Source organism: Corynebacterium sp. ACRQJ (assembly GCF_022346045.1).
Lineage (GTDB): Bacteria > Actinomycetota > Actinomycetes > Mycobacteriales > Mycobacteriaceae > Corynebacterium > Corynebacterium evansiae.
Map to the genome: position 1 here is coordinate 25,098 of NZ_JAKRMT010000005.1, position 21,918 is coordinate 47,015.

General features: G+C 61.4%; 17 protein-coding genes. 8 read left to right on the forward strand and 9 right to left on the reverse strand.

Annotation, left to right across the window (positions count from 1 at the left end; all coding sequences use genetic code 11):
- Positions 1-212 precede the first annotated feature (212 nt).
- From MHX52_RS04245 to MHX52_RS04275, 7 genes are all read left to right on the forward strand, one after another.
- A complete protein-coding gene (locus tag MHX52_RS04245) occupies positions 213-1,031 on the forward strand; it encodes an NUDIX hydrolase (protein WP_239316744.1) in 819 nt (272 codons plus the stop codon).
- 101 nt (positions 1,032-1,132) lie between these two features.
- Positions 1,133-3,973: a hypothetical protein gene (locus MHX52_RS04250; protein ID WP_239316745.1), complete on the forward strand. Its 2,841-nt coding sequence runs from the start codon at positions 1,133-1,135 to the stop codon at positions 3,971-3,973.
- Between the two features lie 53 nt (positions 3,974-4,026).
- A complete protein-coding gene (locus MHX52_RS04255) occupies positions 4,027-7,908 on the forward strand; it encodes a murein biosynthesis integral membrane protein MurJ (protein ID WP_239316747.1) in 3,882 nt (1,293 codons plus the stop codon).
- A gap of 198 nt (positions 7,909-8,106) precedes the next feature.
- Positions 8,107-8,724 (forward strand): RNA polymerase sigma factor, encoded by a 618-nt coding sequence (locus tag MHX52_RS04260; protein ID WP_035003258.1) that lies wholly within the window; start codon positions 8,107-8,109, stop codon positions 8,722-8,724.
- A 38-nt stretch (positions 8,725-8,762) separates the two neighbouring features.
- A complete protein-coding gene (trxB, locus tag MHX52_RS04265; RefSeq protein WP_239316749.1) occupies positions 8,763-9,794 on the forward strand; it encodes a thioredoxin-disulfide reductase in 1,032 nt (343 codons plus the stop codon).
- 196 nt (positions 9,795-9,990) lie between these two features.
- On the forward strand, positions 9,991-10,314 hold the full coding sequence (trxA, locus tag MHX52_RS04270; protein ID WP_035003263.1) for a thioredoxin: 324 nt from the start codon (positions 9,991-9,993) through the stop codon (positions 10,312-10,314).
- 175 nt (positions 10,315-10,489) lie between these two features.
- Positions 10,490-11,677, forward strand: a complete 1,188-nt coding sequence (locus MHX52_RS04275; RefSeq protein WP_035003397.1) for an N-acetylmuramoyl-L-alanine amidase — start codon at positions 10,490-10,492, stop codon at positions 11,675-11,677.
- Here the strand turns inward: MHX52_RS04275 and MHX52_RS04280 are convergent.
- The 9 genes from MHX52_RS04280 to rpmH form a co-directional block, all read right to left on the reverse strand.
- Positions 11,651-12,622: a hypothetical protein gene (locus MHX52_RS04280; RefSeq protein ID WP_239316751.1), complete on the reverse strand. Its 972-nt coding sequence runs from the start codon at positions 12,620-12,622 to the stop codon at positions 11,651-11,653. The two genes, MHX52_RS04275 and MHX52_RS04280, sit on opposite strands and share 27 nt — an antisense overlap.
- Positions 12,623-12,825: 203 nt before the next feature.
- On the reverse strand, positions 12,826-13,407 hold the full coding sequence (locus MHX52_RS04285) for a nitroreductase family protein (RefSeq protein WP_049050551.1): 582 nt from the start codon (positions 13,405-13,407) through the stop codon (positions 12,826-12,828).
- Between the two features lie 127 nt (positions 13,408-13,534).
- Positions 13,535-14,812: a ParB/RepB/Spo0J family partition protein gene (locus MHX52_RS04290; protein WP_049050550.1), complete on the reverse strand. Its 1,278-nt coding sequence runs from the start codon at positions 14,810-14,812 to the stop codon at positions 13,535-13,537.
- 260 nt (positions 14,813-15,072) lie between these two features.
- Positions 15,073-16,011 carry a ParA family protein gene (locus MHX52_RS04295; RefSeq protein ID WP_049050549.1) on the reverse strand — a complete coding sequence of 313 codons (939 nt, stop codon included), beginning with the start codon at positions 16,009-16,011 and terminating at the stop codon, positions 15,073-15,075.
- 97 nt (positions 16,012-16,108) lie between these two features.
- Complete coding sequence (gene rsmG / locus MHX52_RS04300) at positions 16,109-16,777, reverse strand: 16S rRNA (guanine(527)-N(7))-methyltransferase RsmG (protein WP_035003274.1); 669 nt, start codon at positions 16,775-16,777, stop codon at positions 16,109-16,111.
- A gap of 233 nt (positions 16,778-17,010) precedes the next feature.
- Positions 17,011-17,985, reverse strand: coding sequence for a membrane protein insertase YidC (gene yidC, locus MHX52_RS04305; RefSeq protein WP_070488564.1), 975 nt, complete (start codon positions 17,983-17,985; stop codon positions 17,011-17,013).
- 87 nt (positions 17,986-18,072) lie between these two features.
- Entirely contained in the window at positions 18,073-18,315 is a 243-nt protein-coding gene (yidD, locus tag MHX52_RS04310; RefSeq protein ID WP_080722668.1) for a membrane protein insertion efficiency factor YidD, read from the reverse strand.
- Positions 18,316-18,406: 91 nt separating this feature from the next.
- Positions 18,407-18,808: a ribonuclease P protein component gene (gene rnpA / locus MHX52_RS04315; RefSeq protein WP_239316752.1), complete on the reverse strand. Its 402-nt coding sequence runs from the start codon at positions 18,806-18,808 to the stop codon at positions 18,407-18,409.
- A gap of 84 nt (positions 18,809-18,892) precedes the next feature.
- The gene (gene rpmH / locus MHX52_RS04320; protein WP_005292556.1) at positions 18,893-19,036 is read right to left on the reverse strand and encodes a 50S ribosomal protein L34; all 144 of its coding nucleotides are present in this window, start codon (positions 19,034-19,036) and stop codon (positions 18,893-18,895) included.
- A 706-nt stretch (positions 19,037-19,742) separates the two neighbouring features.
- Between rpmH and dnaA the strand changes: the two genes are divergently transcribed.
- Entirely contained in the window at positions 19,743-21,512 is a 1,770-nt protein-coding gene (gene dnaA / locus MHX52_RS04325; protein ID WP_239316754.1) for a chromosomal replication initiator protein DnaA, read from the forward strand.
- Positions 21,513-21,918 lie beyond the last annotated feature (406 nt).

Here is a 21,918-nt window from a genome sequence, read left to right on the forward strand (position 1 = left end):
ACATTCACCGGCTTACGGCCCTGCCGGAACCCCCAGAAGCCTGCACACGCGCACCACCAATACCCGCACACCGCCTACGCACCGCCCGCAGCCCATCCCACGTGCCCAGCCCGCGCACCACCCGCAACTAGTTACAAATTCAGTTACAATTTCGCCTCCACTCGCTTCCATTCAGTTCCACATTGCACAGATAACCGGCTATCGTTATCAGAATGAGTGGAAACGACAGCACCGGAAACGGCACGCCCCGCCGCCGGCGCCGCCGTTCAAGAAGAAGGCACCGCTCTGGCAACGGCCAGAGCGGCCAAAACGCCCAGCAGCAAGGCGGCCGTTCCGGCCAGCAGGGCAACAGCCAGCGCAACCAAAGCGGCCAGAACTCCCAGAACTCCCAGAACAGCTCCAACCAGGGCAAACGCAAGAGCAACCGGAACCAGTCCCACCGCAAGAAGGGCGCCAACTCCAACAATCGCAACCGCCAGCGCAACCGCAACAACTCGCGCCCGCGTTCTTTCGACGAGCACTCCAGCCTGCCGACCTCCGTGGAGACCTCCGCGGGCGGCCTGGTCCTCTCCGGCCTGGCGGAAGCCGTGCAGCCTAATGGCGAGGTCGACTTCTCCGCAATCTATGTGGCCCTCATCGGCCGCCTGGATCGCCGCGGCAGACTGCTGTGGTCCATGCCGAAGGGGCACATCGAACCGGATGAATCCCAGCACGCCACCGCAGAACGCGAGGTGTGGGAGGAAACGGGCGTGGCCGGGGAGGTCATCGCAGACCTCGGCACCATTGACTATTGGTTTGTCTCGGAGGGCATCCGCATCCATAAAACCGTCCACCACCACCTGCTTCGCTATGTCGATGGGGACCTGAACGACGAGGACCCGGAGGTCACCGAAGTCCGCTGGCTGCCCGTGAACCGCCTGATCGAGCACCTGGCCTATGCCGACGAGCGGCGCCTTGCCCGCCAAGCCTTCGATAACCTCGCCAACCTCGCCCGCGCCGAGGCCGAAGCTGGCCGTGCCACGCCACGCTAAGGAGCGCTAACGGATTGCCAGCCGATGCTGTTAGAACTAATAGCGACTAACAACTACTAATTACTTACGTAAGCGTGTAATCGTGCACAAAGGTGAGCGCAATGTCTAGATTCCCCCACGCCTGCACGGCGTTTGGTGTTTCTGTCGCGCTCTGTGGCCTGTTTGCCCTGCCTGTGGCCCCGGCGGTTGCTGACCCTATTAATGACGCCCCCTCGGCCTCCACCACTCAAGACTCAGCCCAAGGGCAGGCCCCGGATCCCACCGATCCCGCGGTTCGCGAGGATTCCACCTGGGCCAACCCGCTGGCCCGCGCGACGGATCCTCAGCAGGACGTGGACTTGGAGATCATCGGTATTGGCACCAGCTCAAGCGTCCACGCCGCCGCTGGCCAGACTTATACCCTCCGCATCCGCAACGACCGCTCCCACGCGCTGAACAATCTTTCGCTCACCTTGTTCTATCGCTCGGCCGCCACTGCCGCGGAGGTGCGCGTCGCGCAGCTTGCCAACCAGGGCGAATACTCCCTCAGCAGCCAGCCTCTGCAGCTCGACGGCACGCTCAGCCCCGGCGAGACGCGCGAGGTCACGGTCACCGTTCCTGCGGCCGGTGCTTCCATCGATTCTTCTCGTGACGCCCCCTCGCCCCAACCGCTGAACCTTCCGCCTCATGCTTTTGAGGAACCCGGCGCTTATCCCCTGTTGTTTAGCCTGAGCGGCCAGGACACGAACCCGGAGAGCCCGGAGCAGGGAGGTACACAGTACCTGGCGGTGGCGCGAACCACGCTGAGCGTGGGGGCGTCCACAAGAAAGGAAGACCAACCCAGCACCCCAGTGACGGTCGTGTATCCGCTGGCGGGGCCTACGTACATGGCGGCGGGGCAGACGGGCGATGCGCCGAAGCGGCGGCCCGCGTTTGTGACGAAGGACGTGCTGGCGGCCGAGGTCGGTGAGGGCGGCAGGCTGCGGGGGCTGCTGGATGCGTACCGCGAGGCGAAGTCGAGCAAGCTGAAGCAGGCGACGTGCATCGCCATCGACCCGGAGCTGCTGGATACGGTAAACCGCCTGGCCGAGGGATATTTCGTGGGCGAGCGCACTCCCGACCCGGTGGAGGAACCGCAGCGGCTACGCGACTCCTGGGACCAGATCCTGGGTGGCGAAGAAGTGGAAGCCCAGCACATGCCCGGCAATGCGGATGCGAAGAAATGGATCGCTGACCTGCGGGAAGTCGTGCAGAGCAACTGCTCGGTGGCGTTGCCGTACGCCGGGGCGGACATCAATGGGCTTTCGCAGGTGGATTCCGACTGGCTGCGCGTGCGCGCGCTGGGCACGGGCGCCGGGGTGATTCAGCGGATCCTGGGCGTAGTGCCGACGCAGAACGTGGTAATCCCGGACGCCGGCTACGTCGCCCCGGAGGCACAGCAGGTTCTGGCGGCAGGGATCAGCAAGACTCCGGAGGGTGTGGAGCCGATCGAGGCCGACCAATCGCGCCGGTTTGAGCAGACCGTGCAGGGTAAGCCGGCAATACCGCAGGCCGGGCACGTCACCGCTCTGGTGGCGGAGAATACGGTCAACATCGAGCAGCCGGCGGCTGCGCCGGACCCGGCGGCAGACCCAGACGGCATAGGCACCGACGGTGTCGAGGGCGAGCAGGGCAACCAGGCCGGCACAGGCGGCGCAGACTCCGCCGAGCCCAACCCCACCGACGAGGCATGGAACCAGCGCCTGGTGAACCTCCCAGGTGCAACGCGGACCGGCAACGCCGGCGAGGAGGTCGGCGCGCAGGGCGACGCACCGGCCAACGGAGCAGCGCAGACCACCGCCACCGCGCTGACGTACTCCGCGGACCTCGGCACGGTGCTCAAGGCCACCGGCCAGCACCCGGAGATTGCCGCATATTCGAACCCTGACCTGCGCTTTAACCTCACCGAGGATAGCGCCGTCGCCCGCCTGGCCGACGCGCAGGCGGTACTGAACCTGGAGCTCGACTCCGGCCGCCCGACCCTCGCCGTACCGCCCGCCGCGTGGTCCGTGAACAAGACCCAGGCCAGCAGCTTCCTGCAAACCATCAGCCAGCACCTGGACAATCACTCGGCCACGCCCGCCCCGCTGCCGGAGGCCGTGCAGCCCCGCGGCATCGACCTGGCGGATGTGGGCTCGGGCAGCACCACGGTGCCCTACACCGACCCCGGCGCGTATTCCGCACCTTACCTCGGAACGGTGGCGGATACCGCCCGCAAGCTGCGGGAACTTACCCTGTTCATGCAGAATGACTCCGCCATTGCGCTGACCCGCGAGGGCTTCACCAGCCCCCTGTTCTCCGACCTTCTGCGCGGCCTTTCCACCTACCGCAAGCGCGAGCGCGGCCACGTGGACGTCCTGCGTGAGCAACTCGGCACCAACCTCGCCCGCGTGGGGCAGGTCACCTCCCAGCTGCGCCGCTCCATCAGCCTGCTGCCACCGGGCAACGTCTTTACCCGCACGTCGGATTCCTCGCCGTTGCTGGTGGTTGCGCGCAATGGACTGCCCCTGCCGGTGACGGCCAAGGTTGGTTATTCTTCTGACGCCGACACGGATGTCACCGTCCACGTGGATTCCACGGCCTCGCCGACGATCCCGGCGAAGGGCTCCATCACCTGGTCGCTAACTACCGACATCGCGGACACGTCCGAGCAGGTCAACCTATCTTTGTGGCTGGCGACCAACAGCCAGGACGGCAAGGGGGATCTGGAGGACGGAACCCGCATTTCGGATCCGGTGGAGCTGCGCGTGCAGTCCGTGCCGGGGCTGTCCTCCCGTGGGGTGACCATCATTGCCGGGCTGCTGCTGGGCATCGGCGCGGCCGGCAAGATGCTGTGGGACCGCCGGAGTGGGCGCGCCTCTAAGCGCAAAACGGCCACTGCTCTTCGGCCTGCCCCGCGACCGCAGGAAGGCGATCAAAACTAGACACGCCCAGAGCTCCGTTAGGGAATGCACGGTTGTTGCATAAAGATGGAGTAGTGACTTCTGAGCAAGAGAGGGATGACCAACCGGCTAGGCTCTCGGCCGGACAGCGCGGACGTTTCCGTGCGACCCAGCCGCCGGCGCTAGCGCCGAAGAAAGACCGCGCGAAGGCTGGAGCGCCGACGGGTGGAGACGGGGCGTCACAAAGCCCTACAGAGGTAGCCCCGACCTCCCAGAGCGGCCAGAGCCAGAGCAACGGTGGCCAGAGCGGCCAAAGCAACAGTGCCCACAACGGCGACGGCACGACCGTGGCTCAGGGCGCGGCAGCCACGACCGCAACCGCGGGCACCGCGACCGCAGCCAGTGCGAGCGCCACCGCGACCGCAGCCGACGAAACGACCGGCAACGGCGCGAACACTGGCGGCAGTGGCAGCACTGGCAACAGTGGCAGCGGCGACAACACAGACGGCCAGAGCCAAAAGCAGAGCGACGAGCAGATCGTCCGCGCCGGCGGTTCCATGGCCATCGCCACCCTAATCAGCCGCATCACGGGCTTCCTGCGCACGGTGTTCATCGCCTCCGCGCTGGGCGGTGCGGTGGCCAGTGCCTTCAACACGGCCAACACGCTGCCGAACCTCGTGACCGAGCTGGTGCTCGGCGCGGTGCTGACCTCCCTGGTCGTGCCCGTGCTGGTGCGCGCCGAGAAGGAGGACGCGGACCGCGGCGAGGCTTTCATACGAAGACTCTTGACGCTCACGTTCTCGCTGACCCTGGTGATCACCCTGGTCTCCGTGGCATGTGCGCCGCTGCTGGTGCGCATGAGCCTGGATTCCGAAGGCCACGTGAACATCGGCATGTCCACGGCATTCGCCTACCTGGTGCTGCCGCAGATCATGTTCTACGCCATGTTTGCCGTGTTCATGGCGATCCTGAACACCAAGGGAGTATTCAAACCCGGCGCGTGGGCGCCCGTGGCCAACAACGTGGTCACGCTAGCCGTGCTGGGGCTGTACATGTTCCTGCCACGGGATACGAAGCTGCAGCCCACGGACAACGTGACTATTACCGACCCGCACGTGCTGCTGCTGGGTCTCGGCACCACCGCGGGTGTGGTCATGCAGGCGCTGATCATGGTGCCCTTCCTGCGCAAGGCCGGCATTAACCTGCGCCCGCTGTGGGGGATCGACGAGCGCCTGAAATCCTTCGGCGGCATGGCCATCGCCATCGTGGTGTACGTAGCTATCTCCCAGGTCGGTTGGCTGCTGAACAACCGCATCGCCTCCGACACGTGGGAGGTCGCGCCGACGATCTACATGCAGGCATGGCAGCTGCTGCAGATGCCCTATGGCGTGATCGGCGTGACGTTGCTGACGGCCGTCATGCCCCGCCTGTCCCGCAACGCCGCGGAGGGTGACGACAAGGCCGTGGTGCGCGACCTGACCGTCGCCTCGAAGCTGACGATGCTGGCGATGGTGCCAATCATCGTGTTCTTCACCTGCTTCGGCACCCTGATCTCCGCCGCGCTGTTCGCCTACAAGGAGTTCTCCCTGGAGGACGCGAACGTGCTGGGCTGGACCATCAGCTTCTCCGCGTTCACCCTGATCCCCTACGCCCTGGTGCTGCTGCACCTGCGCGTGTTCTACGCCCGCGAGGAGGTCTGGACCCCCACCTTCATCATCGCGGGCATTACCGCGACGAAGCTGACCTTCGCCTACATCGCCCCGCAGATCGCCACCGAGCCGCGCCTGGTCGTGGTGCTGCTGGGTGCCGCCAATGGCCTGGGCTTTATGGCCGGCGCGATCATCGGCGACCGCCTGCTGCGGCGCTCGCTGGGGGACCTGCAGTTCCGCAAGGTGACGAAGACCGTGCTGTGGGCGCTGGGTTCCTCGCTGATCGGCGCGCTCGTCGCCTGGCGGGTGGACGTGCTGCTGACGCACTTCGCATTCCCGACGCTCGCCAACCCCTGGTTCATCATCCGCCTGCTCATCGCCGGCGTGCTGTTCCTGGGCGTTACCGGGCTGATCCTGGTGCGTGCCCCGCTGCCGGAGATCCAAACCCTGGTGGGCGCCCTGTCGCGCATCCCGGGTATGTCGCGGGTTCTTCCTTCTCGACGCCCACTTCCCAGCGACGAGCAACCCATCGAAGAGGACCAGCCCCGTCGCCTGTCGGCCCAGGAGCTGGCCGCCCGGGAGGCCATTGCTCTGGACCACATGATGGCCGGCGTGGCGCTGCCGCCACTGGCGGCGGGCCGGGTGCGCGGTCCGCGCCTGGTTCCGGGCGCTCCACTGCTGGAGGGCCGCTACCGCCTGCTTGCCGACCACGGCGGTTGGTCTGCCGCCCGCTTCTGGCAAGGCCGCGAGCTGGCTACTGGCGACATCGTGGCTCTGACCATCATGGATCCGGTGGCTTATGCCCGCTCGCAGGTCGATCCTGGAGTATCTGTGCCCGTCAACGGCGTGGAGGTGGCGCGTGCGAAGGACGAGATGCTGCGCCTCTCCGCGAAGCTAAAGCAATTCGACGTGCCGGGTATGGCGCAGGTCAACCGCGTGATCGACTACGGCAACCTGGTGGTCATCGTGTCCCGCTGGGTGCAGGGTTCCCCGCTGACCACCGTGGCGGAGAGCCAACCGGAGCCACTGGCGGCTGCCTTCGCCGTGTCCTCCCTGGCCGACGCTGCCGCGCAGGCCGAGGACAGCGGCACCTCGCTGGGCTTGGATCACCGCGACCGCGTGCGCATCGGCACCGATGGCGCGGCCGTGCTGGCCTTCCCGGGTGTGCTGCCGAACGATGACACGGCGCAGGATGCACACGGCGTGGCCGTGGCGCTGCGCCTGCTGCTGGAGCACGTTCCCTACGAGGAGGTGCCGGAGAACCTCACCCGCACCTACAAGAAGATCTACGAGCTCGACGGCGAGAAGGTGGGTCCGGAGGACCTGCGCAAGGTAGCGAAGGATCTGCGAGAGCTACAGGCTGGCGGGCTGGCCATCAAGGAGGATTCAACTCCGGACCCGAGTGCACAGTCCGGCTTCGGTGCCCGCGGCAACCGCCCGGTGGGCATGGCAGCCGCTGCCGTCATCGCGTTCGCCTCCGTGCTGGTTATCGCCGCGCTGGTTGCGGCGGTGGTCAGTGTGGTCGGCGGCGACCGGAAGGATTCGCCGCTGTCCACCGACTCGTTGCGCCAGGGTGCGCAGGCAGTCCGTGGGGTGGACCCGGCGGAGGTTCCTCTGAGCCGTCCCCTCGAGTGGCTGCCCGCCGACGTGAGCTGGCCGCTGGACCGCCCGGATCTGGCGCGCCTGATCACCGATGGCGACCCGGAGACGTTCTGGCAGTCCAACCCTGCATCCGTGCAGCTGGGCGGCGAGCCTGGCACCACGAAGCCCGGAATTGGTCTCTTGATGACGCTGCCAGAGGGCACTGCCCTGTCGCAGGTTCAGCTGCGCGGCCTGACCCAGGGAACCACCCTGGAGCTGCGCTTGGCGCAGGCTGACACCAACGGCAAGCTGGCCTCCCTGGACCAGACGACGCTGCTGAAGACCGTGCATGCGGACGCCGATGACGTGACCGTGGATCTGGCCGGCATGGGTGCGGACCACGCAGATACAACTGGCGACTCCGGCTGGGGTGCCGGCCGCGAGGGTTCCTCCGCCGCGCCGGGTGAAGGCAACAGCGACGGCGAGAACGAGGACGCCGCGGGAAGCCAGAAGGGTAGTGAGAAGGGCAAATACGATACCGATAAGGTCAGCGCCGCCAAGGGCAACCGCCTGCTGATCTGGATCACCGGCCTGCCGCTGCCGCGATCCGCCACGCTGGCGGAGGTTACCGCCGTCGGAAACTGGCTAGAGCAGACCAGTGACGAAGATGCCGACGACCCGGACGCTGACGAAGCCAACACGGAAGAGGGCTCCCGCCCCGCACGCCCCGTACAACCCGTCGGATAGCTGGTCGGACAGACGCTCAGAACGCCCGCGCTCCCATAGCGCATCACGGCGCCTGCCTCAACTGTGAAGTTCACAATGAGGCAGGCGCCGTTCCCAGTTATCCACAGGCCGAGGACTTCGTACCCACAATCTGCCCGCCGAGGAATAGAGTGTTGGGCACGGGGGCGGCACGGCTCCCGAAGACACACTAGGGGGAAGATGATGCTGGGGGCGTCACAAAGAACAAAGAGCAACACACGGCCAGCGCAACAAAGCGACCACGAGCTGCTGCGCGGCCATAACGAGGGGCAACCCGGCGCGTTCCGCGAGCTGATCGACCGCCACCAGCGCACGCTGTGGTGGGCGGTGCGGCGAGTCAACGTGCCCGAGGCTCACCAGATGGACGTTTACCAGGAGGGACTGCTGCGCGTGCATCGCTTCGCCGCGCGCTTCAACGGGGAGCGCTCCGCCAGCGTGAGCACCTGGATGGCCACGATCATGCGCAACGCGGCGCTGTCGTACATGCAGCGCTACAGCCGCGAAGCACAGCCGGGGCGCGAGGATTTCAACGAGCGCACGCGGACGCTGCCTGCGCGGGGGATGCGGGAGGAAGCCACCGTCGCCCGGCTGGATGTGCACCGCAGCCTGCGGCAACTCTCGCCCGAGATGCGAGACGTGATGGTGCTGACGGAAATTCGGGGGTTGAGCGAGGCCACAACCGCGGAGCAACTGGGGATTCCCGTGGGCACCGTGAAATCGCGGAAGAACCGAGCGAAGCGGATGATGTGCGAGCACCTCGGCGGGGCAGGGGAATACGGAATGGCCGTGGCCGGTTAGACTGGGGTGAACAACATCTTCGACCTCAAAGGATAGATATGAACCAGCCATTCCTGCAGGCCAGCGGTATTCTCAGCAATGATTCGAAGGCCGCGGACGCGGATAATGCCAGCGCCACCAGTGCGGACGGCGCTGCGAACGCGGAGGCAGGCAAGGTTCACGACGTCATCATCATCGGTTCCGGCCCGGCCGGCTACACCGCCGCCGTGTACGCAGCACGCGCTGAGCTGAACCCGGTGGTTTTCGAGGGCGTGGAGTACGGCGGCCTGCTGATGCAGACCACCGAGGTGGAGAACTTCCCGGGCTTTCAGAAGGGCATTATGGGCCCGGACCTGATGGAAGAGATGCGCGCCCAGGCCGAGCGTTTCGGCGCTGACCTGCGCCAAGAGGACGTGGAGAAGGTCGACCTGACCGGCGAGATCAAGAAGGTGTGGGCCTATGGCGAGGAGTACCAGGCCCGTACGGTGATCCTGGCTACCGGTGCTGCTCCGCGCTACCTGCACGTTCCCGGCGAGCAGGAGATGCTGGGCCGCGGCGTATCCGCCTGTGCGACGTGCGATGGCTTCTTCTTCAAGGACAAGCAGATCGCCGTGGTGGGCGGTGGCGATTCCGCCATGGAAGAGGCCGACTTCCTGACGAAGTTCGGCGAGAACGTCACCATCATTCACCGCCGTGACGAGTTCCGCGCCTCCAAGATCATGGAGGAGCGCGCCCGCAACAACCCGAAGATCAAGTTCCTGACCAACGCGAAGGTCGTGGAGGTCAAGGGCGACAAGTCCGTGGAGACGCTGGTGGTGGAGGATACCCAGACCGGCGAGCAGAAGGACGTTGCGATGGATGCCATGTTCGTAGCCATCGGCCACGACCCGCGCACCACCGTCTTCGAGGGCCAAGTGGAGCTGCAGGAGAACGGGTACGTGAAGGTCGAGGAGCCCTCCACCTGCACTAGCCTGCCGGGCGTGTTCGCAGCCGGCGACCTGGTGGATTCCCACTACCAGCAGGCCATCACCGCAGCTGGCTCCGGCTGCCGCGCCGCCCTGGACGCCGAGGCCTACCTCGCCACCCTGTAGAAGCACACTGGCTGCGGCAGGGCGCCGGCCTGTGGCGGGGCGCCGGCCTTGTAACGGACCACCGGCCCTGTAACGGATCGGACAAGTTCGGTCACCGTTAGGTAACTATGGCCGGTCGGACATAGGATATTTACACGTTGAAGGGTAACCTCCAACCTAAAGAAAAGCGCTCCCAACCAGGAGGTTTGTCGCCACTATGTCCGACATCGTGAACGTCACCCAGTCCAGCTTCAAGTCCGAGGTCGTCGAGGCTACCCAGCCTGTTCTAGTCGACTTCTGGGCCGAATGGTGCCGCCCTTGCCTAGCTATGACGCCCATTCTCGACGAACTGGCGGCGGAGTTCGATGGCAAGGCGAAGATTGCCAAGGTGAACGTCGATGAGGAGCGCATGCTGGGCGCTATGTTCCAGGTCATGTCCATCCCCGCCCTAATGATTTTCAAGGACGGGGAGAAGGTCGCGGAATTCACCGGCGCTCAGGATCGGGACACGCTGCGATCTGCGATTGAAGCGCAGCTTTAGAAAACAGCTGATAAAACACGCCTGACCTGCAAGTAAAGCAGATCGGCGGATTTGTCCCTAGAATTGCATCTATGACTCGCCACTGTCGGCGAAAGATCTTAAATGTGATTTGTCTCACAGTGGATACAGTGGCTTTAGTGCCGCGAAAGTTTGAAGAATTGGAGTGTTGAACCCAGTGGATCGTTTGCTTCTCCAGGTCGGCGACCGCAGCCCGCGCGTCGCTGAGGTCCGCGGCACCTTGGCGCGCCTCGGTCTGCTGGAAGGGTATGAAGGCGACACGACCGGCAGTAAGTCGCAGCGCTGGACCAGCGAGGAAGAAGTTTTCGACGAGGCCCTGGCGGAGGCGCTGAAGGCGTTTCAGCAGCAGCGTGGCATCATTGCCGACGGCACCATCACTCCCGGCACATTGCGTGCGCTACGTGAGGCCTCCTACACCCTGGGGGCGCGTGTGCTCTCGCTGCAGGGCAACCAGTTCGTCGGCGACGACGTGGCGCAGCTGCAGACTCAGCTGCACGACCTAGGCTTTTACACCAGCCGTGTGGATGGCCACTTCGGTCCGCGTACCCACTCCGCCGTGGTGAACTACCAGCTGAACTACGGGCTGAATAACGACGGGGTTGTCGGCCCAGACACCCTGCGCGCACTGTCTTACCTGGGGCGGAGGATCACCGGCGGCTCGCCTCAGTCCATCCGTGAGAAGGAGCAGATTCGCTCTGCCGGACCGCAGCTGACCGGCAAGCGTGTGGTGATCGACCCGGGCCTAGGTGGCTCGGACAAGGGATACATCGTTGACGGCCCCTTCGGACAGATTTCGGAGGAGGAGATCCTCTGGGATCTCGCCGGCAGGGTAGAAGGCCGTATGATCGCAGCGGGGATGGAGACGATTCTTTCGCGCCCCCGGTCTGCCAATCCCACTAACCAGGATCGTGCCAATATCGCGAATGCTTTCGGCGCAGACGTCATGATTAGCCTGCGTGCCGATATTTATCCGAATGAGAAGGCCAACGGCGCGGCTACGTTCTACTTCGGCTCGCTGACGGGCTACTCATCGATGGTGGGCGAGAAGCTCTCTGGCTTTATTCAGCGCGAGATTGTGGCCCGCACTCCGCTTCAGAACTGCTTTAACCACGGTCAGACATGGGACATTCTGCGCCTAACCAGCATGCCGACGGTGCAGGTCGTGCCCGGTTACCTGACCAGCCCTAAGGATGTTGAGATCCTCACTGATCCTGCGATGCGCGATACCATCGCCGAGGCCATCGTTGTGGCCGTTAAGCGCCTATACCTGCTGGATAAGGATGTCCACGCTACTGGCACCTTTAGCTTTGTGGAGCTGCTACAGGAAGAGCTTCCGAACAAGTAGATTCTGCACCGGACTAGGCGCGGAGACCCGGTTGCTCGTCTCGCGCTGTCCAGTAGTCCCGAACGTTTCCGGAGTTTCAAGGCTTCCGAGCACCCCAGATGCTTTTGGCGTCCGGTTGCCACCGATAACCGTGGAGAGCTTCTCCGGTCCGTTGACCTGTGCGTGATCCTCCTCAGCGAAGTCCCCAAAAAGGCTATGCGACCCGCTGATCTCAAAGCGATATCGCGGGAAGTGTCGGTGATGCTTGACCACCTTGAAACCCTCCGCCTCAAGGATGTCCTCGGAGAGCATCGGGGCACTATCCAGAATGTCCTCGTCTATCCCGTGGGTTTCCGCGGCCGTCTTCCAACCCCGATAGGATTCGGGCACATAATTCAGGGATTCAAGGGCACTGTACCTGCGATTTTGTTCCTCTGGTGACCACTTAGGCTCCTCCGGATCTTCCTGCGCCGTCGGCCACGAAGCCTCACTAAGCTGCCTAGCAAGTTCCTCGTCAAAGTCCTCAACTCGAGCGAAAGCCTCCACGGCCTTCACCCCGCGCCGGTGCGCCTCGGTAAGCACGGTATCGATGAGTTGATGCTCTAGGTATAGACCCATGTATGGCACAGCCACGTGCACCGTGCTCAGAAGGATTGCATCAGGGGAAATCGGTGCAGTTGGCAGGTTCGCAATGCCTTGCATATAGCGCGCGGGGGCAAAGAATACCGTCGCAGCAGGGACCGGTCGGGTGCCTGCATCTCCGGTGCCGACAAACGCCGTGTATCCGCAGATTCCCCATTCCAGGAGGACGTTCTGCAGCCATACCTGCTTATCAAATACCGGGTCTTTTGACGAACTATTCTGATTCTCGTAACCCGGGGGGAGCGCCCAGAATGTCGATGCCGCAGCACTGGGCTCGAGATCTTCGGAACACTGAGGAGTGATGGCTTTAATGTGTACTTCCACAGCGCTCCTTTCTGTTCATTGAAGACATCCAAGAGTCCCTGAAAGTAGCGAGTCTGGAATGCACAATCAGCTGCGTGCGGTTGGTTTCTACGAAGATCCTATAGGGCACCAATCGTTCCCGTGGCGAAATCGCTAGTTTCTTGCTACACAAAACCCCGATGTTTCACGTGAAACATCGGGGTTCAGAGTGGAGGATTCTGCGTTTAATAGTGGTTATCCACTCGGCGGTTCACCGCACGACCCGGGTGAGTGGGCTCCTCATTGGGGTAGCCGGCTGCCACTACGAGTGCGATCGAACGATCATCGCGCCCCTCGAGGCCAATTGCCTTCTTGACGCCCTCTTCGTTCCAACCGGTGGTGGGGGAGGTGGCAAGACCCTGTTCCTGGGCTGCAAGAAGCAAAAATCCAGCAACGAGCATGGCATCCCTGATACCAATTTCGCGCAGCTTCTCCGGGGACGCGGAGCCATTGAAGCCACGAACCTTCTCCGTAAGCTCTGCTCCCAGAACCTCTTCAGCGTCGTCAGGCACCACCTCGGAGCGGCCGACCACAACGAAGACGACCGGAGCATCCAGGAACTGCTGCTGTCCCGAAGCATCGAAAATCGCCTGCTTAACGGCCTGATCCTGGACTACTACCAGGTCACGCATCTGCGCGTTGAACGCGCTAGGGGCTTCAAGAGCATTCTCAACTACCCGATCCAAAACTTCCGTTGGAATCGCCTGGTCGGTGTACTGGCGCGTTGCCCGGCGGGTTGAAATGGCTTCGGTAACGGTCAAGGACATAGAAATTTGCTCCTTTTCTTAAGGTTAACTTCCGCTGGTTCAGTTTGTCTGGGTTGGCCTTCCGGTGGTTCTCTTAGTCTGGGTTAGCTACATGCCGGTTGGCTTTGTCTGGGTTTAGCTAAGCGATTTAGTGCTTCTTAAACTTCAACAGCTCAATGATTCTGTCGAAGTCCTCAGGGCCTCCAAATTCAACAACGATCTTGCCCTTTTTCTTCCCCATTTGGACACTGACCTTGGTCTCCAATGCATCGGAGGCATTATCCACCCAGTTGGAGACATCTTCGGGCAGCTGTTGGGGGCTGCGTCCAGTAGCCTTCGTAGCACTGGCTGCCTTATCGCCACGGTTCAGGAGGGTCACCGCTTCCTCCGTGGCGCGCACGCTCAATCCCTCGCTTACAACACGGGTGGCAAGCTTCTCCTGTTCCTCAGCGCCGCTCTTTAAGCCCAGGAGAGCGCGAGCGTGACCTGCACTAAGGACTCCGGCGCCGACTCGCCGCTGCACGGATACAGGCAACTGGAGAAGGCGGATCATGTTAGTGATCAGAGGACGAGATCGACCGATCTTCTTAGCCAGCTGTTCCTGGGTTACGCCGAACTCCTCCATAAGCTGCTGATACGCCGCGGCTTCTTCCAGCGGATTCAACTGGACGCGGTGAATGTTCTCCAGCAGCGCGTCGCGCAGCATCTCGTCGTCTGCGGTCTCGCGGACGATGGCGGGAATTACTTCGAAACCCGCTCGTTTTGCTGCGCGCAGGCGTCGCTCACCCATAATGAGCTCATACGTGGAATCCTCGTCTGGGGCCCTGCGCACGACGATCGGCTGCATAAGCCCGAACTCCTTAATGGAGTGGACGAGCTCCTGAAGGGCCTCCTCGTCGAATACCTCGCGCGGCTGCTTTGCATTTGTACGAATGGCACCGAGGGGGAGCTCTTGGTAGGTTGCCCCGAAATCATCTTGCGATGTTTCACGTGAAACATTCACGTCGCTCGAGGTAGCGGAACGGTTCTCGATGGCGTCGCGTTCCGTACCGGAAGCCTCTCGGATAACCGTACGCGAAGCGTCACTGTGACGTTTCGCGCCCATACTCGGGGTACCCCCCAGATTCTCATCAGGTCGATCGAAATTCGGCTTGTCAGAGTCACTTTGATCCGCTTGAGGGTTCACAGGGCTCTTCTGAGATCTGGCAGAATCTTCTACCGCGCGATCACCCTTGCCGCCGTTACCGGACGGTGAACCAGCATCGGCCTTCTTTCCACCGCTACCGATGCTCTTCCCGCTACCCAATACAATGTCGGCTGCACCATCCCCAAGAGAGGGGCGAGCAGGTCCGGTCGGGATGAGCGATGCAAGACCTCGACCAAGTCCGCCCCGTCGAGCATTGCCTACAGCGTTAGGAGAGGGCATCTGCGGCTTTCGAGAGCCACCACTGGACTTGGTAGCACCCAGAGCTCGCCCTGCTTCCGACGCTAAGCTTCTACCAGCATTTTCGGGCATCTTCGCGCCCGCCGGCGTTTTCTTCGGCAACGGACTCTCCTGACTCTGAGGTGAATTGGCCACATTGTGCGGCTTTGAAACTTTACGCGAATCCTTCGAAACGCTATTTTCAGCGGACTTTAGATCTTTCTTCGACAGTTTGGAATCCTTTTTATTGCGTTTCCCCACTATTAATCACCCTGATCATGAAGTTCGGGGGCAATTCCAATCGGCGCGGTTTCGGTTGTCGGGAGGTAATCGCCGCGCTGAGCGAATTCCTTCGCTGCGTCATAATAGGCAAGCGCCCCAGGGGCGCCGCCGTCGTACTGCAGCACTGTCATGTTGTAACTCGGAGCCTCGGATACCTTCACATTACGCGGAATATGGTTATCCAGAACCACGGATCCGAAGTGAGTTCGAACATCGTCGCTAACGTTCTGCGAAAGCCGAGTGCGACCATCATACATCGTTAAAAGTACGCCCGAAATGTGCAGGTTCGGGTTCAGGTTCTCGCGAATCATTGCGATGTTATCGATCAACTGGCTTACGCCTTCCAGGGCGTAGTACTCGCACTGAATTGGGATCAGTACCTCATCCACGGCCGTCATTGCGTTGATCGTGAGAAGCCCGAGGGAAGGGGGGCAGTCAATGAACACGTAATCGAAACCGTGCTCTTCCATCCATCCGTCGCTGAGCGCGGAGGAAAGTCGATACTCACGTCGAACTTCGTTAACCAGATTGATCTCGGCTCCCGCCAGATCGATGGTTGCTGGGACGCAGAAGATGTTCTCGTTCTCGTCGTTGCCCTGCATCACTTCATCGACAGACATCTCATTCAGCAGTACCTCATAAGACGAAGGCGTGCCGACATGATGCACCGCATCAAGTGCCGTCGATGCGTTGCCTTGAGGATCCAGGTCGATAACGAGCACCTTCATGCCCAAAAGGGAGAGGGACCACGCCAGGTTAACAGTAGAGGTCGTCTTGCCCACGCCACCCTTTTGGTTGGCAATGGTGATCTTCCTGCACTTCTCCGGCCTCGGAAGTTTGTTCCGATTCGGGTTCTTCAAGCGCGCAGCCTGTTGGGCAGCTCGCCCGATGGGTGTTTCATCCATGTCGAAGGTCGACATCTATGTCCAATCCTGAAGTCGAAAGATGATGTTTCACGTGAAACATCGAGGTGTATGTAAAGGATAGATCAGCCTCACAGAGGCCACAATGAGAGCCCTACTTGATGCGCGGAATAGTGATCACGTGTGTAGGTTCCGCCACCTTAGACTCGCCTACTAGCTGGATGGTTCCATCCCCGCCACCCGCTTTAGCAATCTCTTTGGCGTCTCGCTCGAGTTCCTCTGCGACCGAACCACCCTTAAGGGCCTTCATCGCTCCACCAACGCGCACCAGAGGCAGTGACCAACGGGTGAGTTTACCGAGCGGTGCCACAGCTCGAGACGTAGCAACGTCTGCACCGCCCAAAGCTCTAACTACATCTGGCTCTTCGGCACGACCGCGGACGACCTCGCACCCCAGATCGAGTCGGTCGTTGATCTCGGACAGGAAGTTATAGCGTCGTAGCAGTGGCTCCAGGAGCTGAACCTTTAGATCCGGACGCGCGATCGCCAACGGGATACCTGGTAGACCGGCACCGGAGCCAATATCGACAACACGGCATCCCTCATCAATAACTTCCCCAAGGACAGCGGAGTTAAGTACGTGCCGCTCCCAGATACGTGGAACCTCGCGTGGGCCTAACAGTCCTCTTTCAATGCCGGCTGTTGCCAAGAACTCCGCATACTCCCGGGCAAGGGGAAGACGATCGCCGAAAACCTCCTGGGCGGCCGCTGGAGGTTCACCTAGTTCCGGGCTTTGAATGTTCACGTCGTCTCGATTTGCCATCTAGACACTCCTTCAACGGTGGGAGGTAGGGGCAATGTTTCACGTGAAACAATCCGGGTTGTTCCACACGATGTTTCACGTGAAACATTCGGCTTCTATTACTCCGCCCATTCTATAGTCCGTTGACCTCAAAGCAGCACCCGAGTCTTCAAGCCGCGAACGGATTGTGCAGAGAAACTAGAGAAAACAAAAGAACCGCCACCATAACGGTGACGGTTCAACGCGGTTTAGGGCTACTTCCGCTTCTTACCCTTCTTCTTGGGGTTATCCGGGCGGGCGCCGACTTTCGGAGCAGAGGTGCGCTTGGAAGCCGCGATAGCTTCTTTCTCCGCCTCCTCCTCAGCATCCATCTTCTTGTAGAGGAAGTACTGCTGCAGGTAGGACCACGTCATGTTGGTAGCCATGTACAGGGCAAGACCAACCTGCCAAGCGAAGCCACCCATTAGGTACAGAACCGGCATGACCCACAGCATCAGCTTTTGCATCATGTCCATCTGCATCTGGGACTGCATGGCCTTAGGGTCGTTAGCCTTAATCGGGTTCTCCGCACGGCGCTTTGCAGCACGATCCATAGACATGCGGGCCGAGAAGTGCATCAGCACGGAAGCCAGCAGCATCAGCGGGACAACGACCAGGATGATGTTGGTTCGGGTGAAGTCCACGTGACCATCCGCGGAGAACGCGCGGTAGTTGGCCGGGTCCATGGAGATAAAACCGGACAGGGGAGTACCGAAGATACGAGCGTCCAGGAAGGACTGAACCTCGTCCACACCGAAGAAGTAGTTCGGCGTATTACGAGTCTCCTCGACCGTCATTCCCAGCTGACCCACACCGGTGCCCGTGCGGTTGAAGGAACGAAGCACGTGGAACAGGCCAAGGAAGATAGGCATCTGCACAAGCATCGGCAGGCAGGAAGCCAACGGGTTTACGCCCATTTCCTTCTGCAGCTTGCGCATCTCAATCGCCAGCGTCTGACGATCGTTCTTGTACTTTCGCTGCAGCTCCTGCATCTTTGGCTGCATTTCTTGCATCTTGCGGCTGGAACGCAGCTGATTAGCCATCGGCTTCACCAAGAGGATACGAATGGTGAACACGAGGAACATGATTGCCAGCGCCCAAGTGATGCCCGAATCTGGGCTCAGGACGTAGCTGAACAGCTTATGCCAGAACCACAAAACGCCGGACACTGGATAATAAACAAAATCCATGGCGACTCGAGGTTTCTCCTGAAGTTGATCTATTAAGGCCCGTAGGGCCGGCGCCGCCGATAGTTGGCGTCCAACGAAGGAACACAGCTAGCGGCGCCGCCCGCCCCACGAGCACAGGGGACGACGAGGCGGGACAGGATCCCAACCTCCCGGATGCCAAGGCCCACAGCGGGCCAAACGACCCAACGCGAGAAGCGACCCCTTAATCAGGCCATGGCGGCCTATAGCGGTTAAGGCGTAGTTGCTGCACGTAGGATCAAAACGGCATGTTGGCCCCATTTTAAGGGGTGACACATAACTTTGGTAACCAAGGATCAATCGGCGAGCCATTCGGGCCCCGACACCCGGCCGGCCACTACGGCCATCACTAGTGGTACTCGCATCACCATTGGGCGAGGGCTCGGAAGTGGGAGAGTGGCCACTAGTGGGCGAGGGCTCGCCGGATGCAGCTGCGCACATCGCCGACCAACTCCTCAAAGCTCGCAGTGGCGCTCTTAGGCAACGCACGGATCACTACCGTGGTGCCGACGGGAAACTCCAGGCTGCCTTCCTGCAGCCCTTCATCCAACACGGCACGGAAGGCATGGCGGAGTTTCCGCGAGGTATTATGCCTGGTCACGGCGTTGCCGACCGCCTTCGAAACCACGAGTCCCATGCGCGGCCCGGCAGTCGCCCCCTCCTGCAAAGGCAGCGGAAGCTCTTCGGCTCCGCCGCCACCCGCCCAAACGTGAACCACCACAGTGCGGCTGCCCTTCTTCCGACCCTTCCGTATCGTCTGCCCAAACAAGGCAGTCGACCGAAGCCGGTGCTGGGGAGCTAGCACTGTGGTGGCTCTTTCCTATTTATTGACGCCCCTACGACAATCCACCCCAAGAGTATTGGGGTGGAGCGAACGTCTGTGCCTAATTTAGGCAGTCAGGGACTTGCGGCCCTTGTTGCGGCGTGCGGAAACGATGGCACGGCCGGCGCGGGTACGCATACGGGTACGGAAACCGTGCACACGTGCACGACGACGGTTGTTGGGCTGGAAAGTACGCTTGCCCTTGGCCACGGTACTTCACTCCTTAACTTTCGCTATCAGCGGACGAGCCACGTGCAGCCACAACAGACACCCAGCCCCTTCATGAGCTGGGATCAACGCTTAAGCCAGCGGCGCGCCCACAAATTTAAGTGGACAATTGCACCGGCAAAGTCCCGGAGGACCTAAGAGCCGGTACCGGAGGCACCCGATAGACAGCGTGGTGACCTGCTGTCGTACGTGGGTTGCCATAGACGAGTCAAGGATACGTGCTGTGACGGAAGTTATCCAAATTTTAGAGAGTCACTACGGTAACTAGCGCGAGAAGTGCCACCTCAATGGGCATAAAACCGCACCGCAATCACCCATTTCTGCCGCCGAAGTCTGGGTGTGAACAAAAACCCTTAAGGACGGAAACGGACTTCGTCAAATATCGATTGGCCTTGTGGAAAACTCCTCCACCCCCAAACATTAAACCTTTACTTTACACCTTATACATGCATGTCACGGGCATTTTCACACTTTAATTAGAGTTATCCACAAGAGCGCTGTACCTTGGGGATAACATGTGCAGAGAAGTTATCCACAGGTGTGTATAACTGTGTGGAAACGCAGGACAATCGGTGTTTCGCACTGTGCACTGGGCCGTGAACAACTACAGAACAGCCCGACTAGCTAAACCACCCGTGGTTTAACCCCCGTTAACCTTTCGGCCACCCCCGACCAACCCTGGAGCCCCATGAGCCACTCGAATTTCTCCATCGAGGAACACTTCCCAGACATGTGGGATGCCATCATGCACGATTGGCTTGCCGATAGCTCGTCGGCTAATCCCGATCCGGACCTGCCGGCGATCTCCCCCAAGCAGCGCTCCCTGCTGCGCAAGGTCAGGCCGGTGGGGCTCATGGGCCGCATTGTGGTGCTGGAGACCCCGAACAAGTGGACCAAGGAATCGATCGAGAAAGACCTGATCGATCCCATCAAGCACGTCCTCAAGACGCGGCTGGATCTCTCCGTAAGCCTCGCCATCACCAGCACTAACGGTGAAACCGAGGATCGCGCCGAGGCAGCCAACGACAGCCACACCGATGCTGATGCTGCCGGCGATACCCACGAAGGGGCGTCACAAAAAGGGTCGGTGGCAACCGCAGACGACCTTTCGATGTCGCAGGTAGAGGAGCTGGTCAACAAGGCCGAGCAGAGGGACGGCGCGGCGCAGGCTGGGGATAGCGGCGCGGCCGAAACTGCTGAGGAAGCGGCGCGGCGTCGGGAGCATGACGCCGACGAACTCGCCGGGCAATACGCTGCGTCGGAGAACCATATCGACCCGAACCCGTCTCCGACGCCTACGCGCTGGACGAACAAGGAGACCGCGCACCGTCCAGCCCCGCGGCATACTCCTTCCTCGCACACCTCTTCGCCCCATACCTCTTCGCCGCAGCCGTCCTCGAGTTTCAACGACGGGCTCGACGGCGAATCGCTGCTGAACAAGAACTACACGTTCGAAAACTTCGTGGTTGGCTCCTCGAATAACTTCGCCGCCGCGGCTTGCCGCGCCGTGGCCGAGGCACCGGCCAAGGCTTATAACCCCCTGTTTATCTGGGGCGAATCGGGCCTGGGCAAAACACACCTGCTGCACGCCATCGGGCACTACGCCAAAGAACTGCAGCCGAATATGCGGGTGAAGTATGTGAGCTCGGAGGAGCTGACGAACGACTTCATTAACTCGATTGCTAACGACACCCGTGAGTCCTTCAAGCGGCGCTACCGCAACCTGGACATGCTGATCGTGGATGATATTCAGTTCCTGCAGAACAAAGAGTCCACGCAGGAGGAGTTCTTCCACACGTTCAACGCACTGCACCAGGCGAATAAGCAGATCGTCTTGAGCTCCGACCGACCTCCCCGGCAGCTGACCACCCTGGAGGATCGCCTGCGGACGCGCTTCGAAGGCGGCCTGATTACGGACGTGCAGACTCCGGATCTGGAGACGCGCATTGCGATTCTGACGAAGAAGGCCGAATCCGACAACGTGCAGTTGCCGGAGGACGTGAAGGTGCTGATCGCCAGCCGCTACGAAAAGTCCATCCGCGAGCTCGACGGTGCTTTGATCCGCGTGACGGCCTACTGCGCGCTGAGCCACGAACCTTTGACGGTGGAGACCGCCGAGATTGCGCTGCGCGATATTTCGCCGGCGGATCAGGACGTGGAAATCGTGCCGCAGCACGTCATCGAGGTAGTGGCGAACTACTTCAACCTGACCACGGACGAGCTGGTGGGGAAGGGTAGGGCCAAGAAGTTTGTGCAGGCCCGGCAGATCGCCATGTATCTGTGCCGCGAGCTGACGGATCTATCCCTGCCGAAGCTGGGAAGCGCATTTGGCGGCCGCGACCACACCACTGTGATGTACGCGGAGCGGCGCGTGCGGGAATCCCTGTCGGAGAACAAGAAGGTCTTCGATCAGGTGCAGGAACTAACACAAAAGATCAAGTCCCATGCCCGGGATTAGCTTCGTCGGCCGGTAGTAGCACCCCCGGCGGCAGTGCAGGGCGCTAGTTTCCCACAGTTTTCCCCAGATTCGCCGAGTTATCCACAGCGAGCCTGGGGATAACTCACGAGGCTCTGACCTTTACTAGATCAGGATTCAACTGAGTTATCCACAATTCCACAGGGTTTTCCACAGATGTAATTTCAAAGTTGTAATTCAAGGGGTAGCGGTTTCGGCGGGCTCCGGGTGCGCCGCAGAGGATGAAAAGTTAGCTGCGTCACAAAACAGCGCCCCGCCCCCTGGGGAAAACTGCGCCTAAACTGGGTAAACAGCAGTGGAGAAGATGTGTACAACTCGCGACCCGCCGAAGTTATCCACAGTCGAGATCTGTTATTCACAGCTTGTCCACCGGATCATCAACACCCGA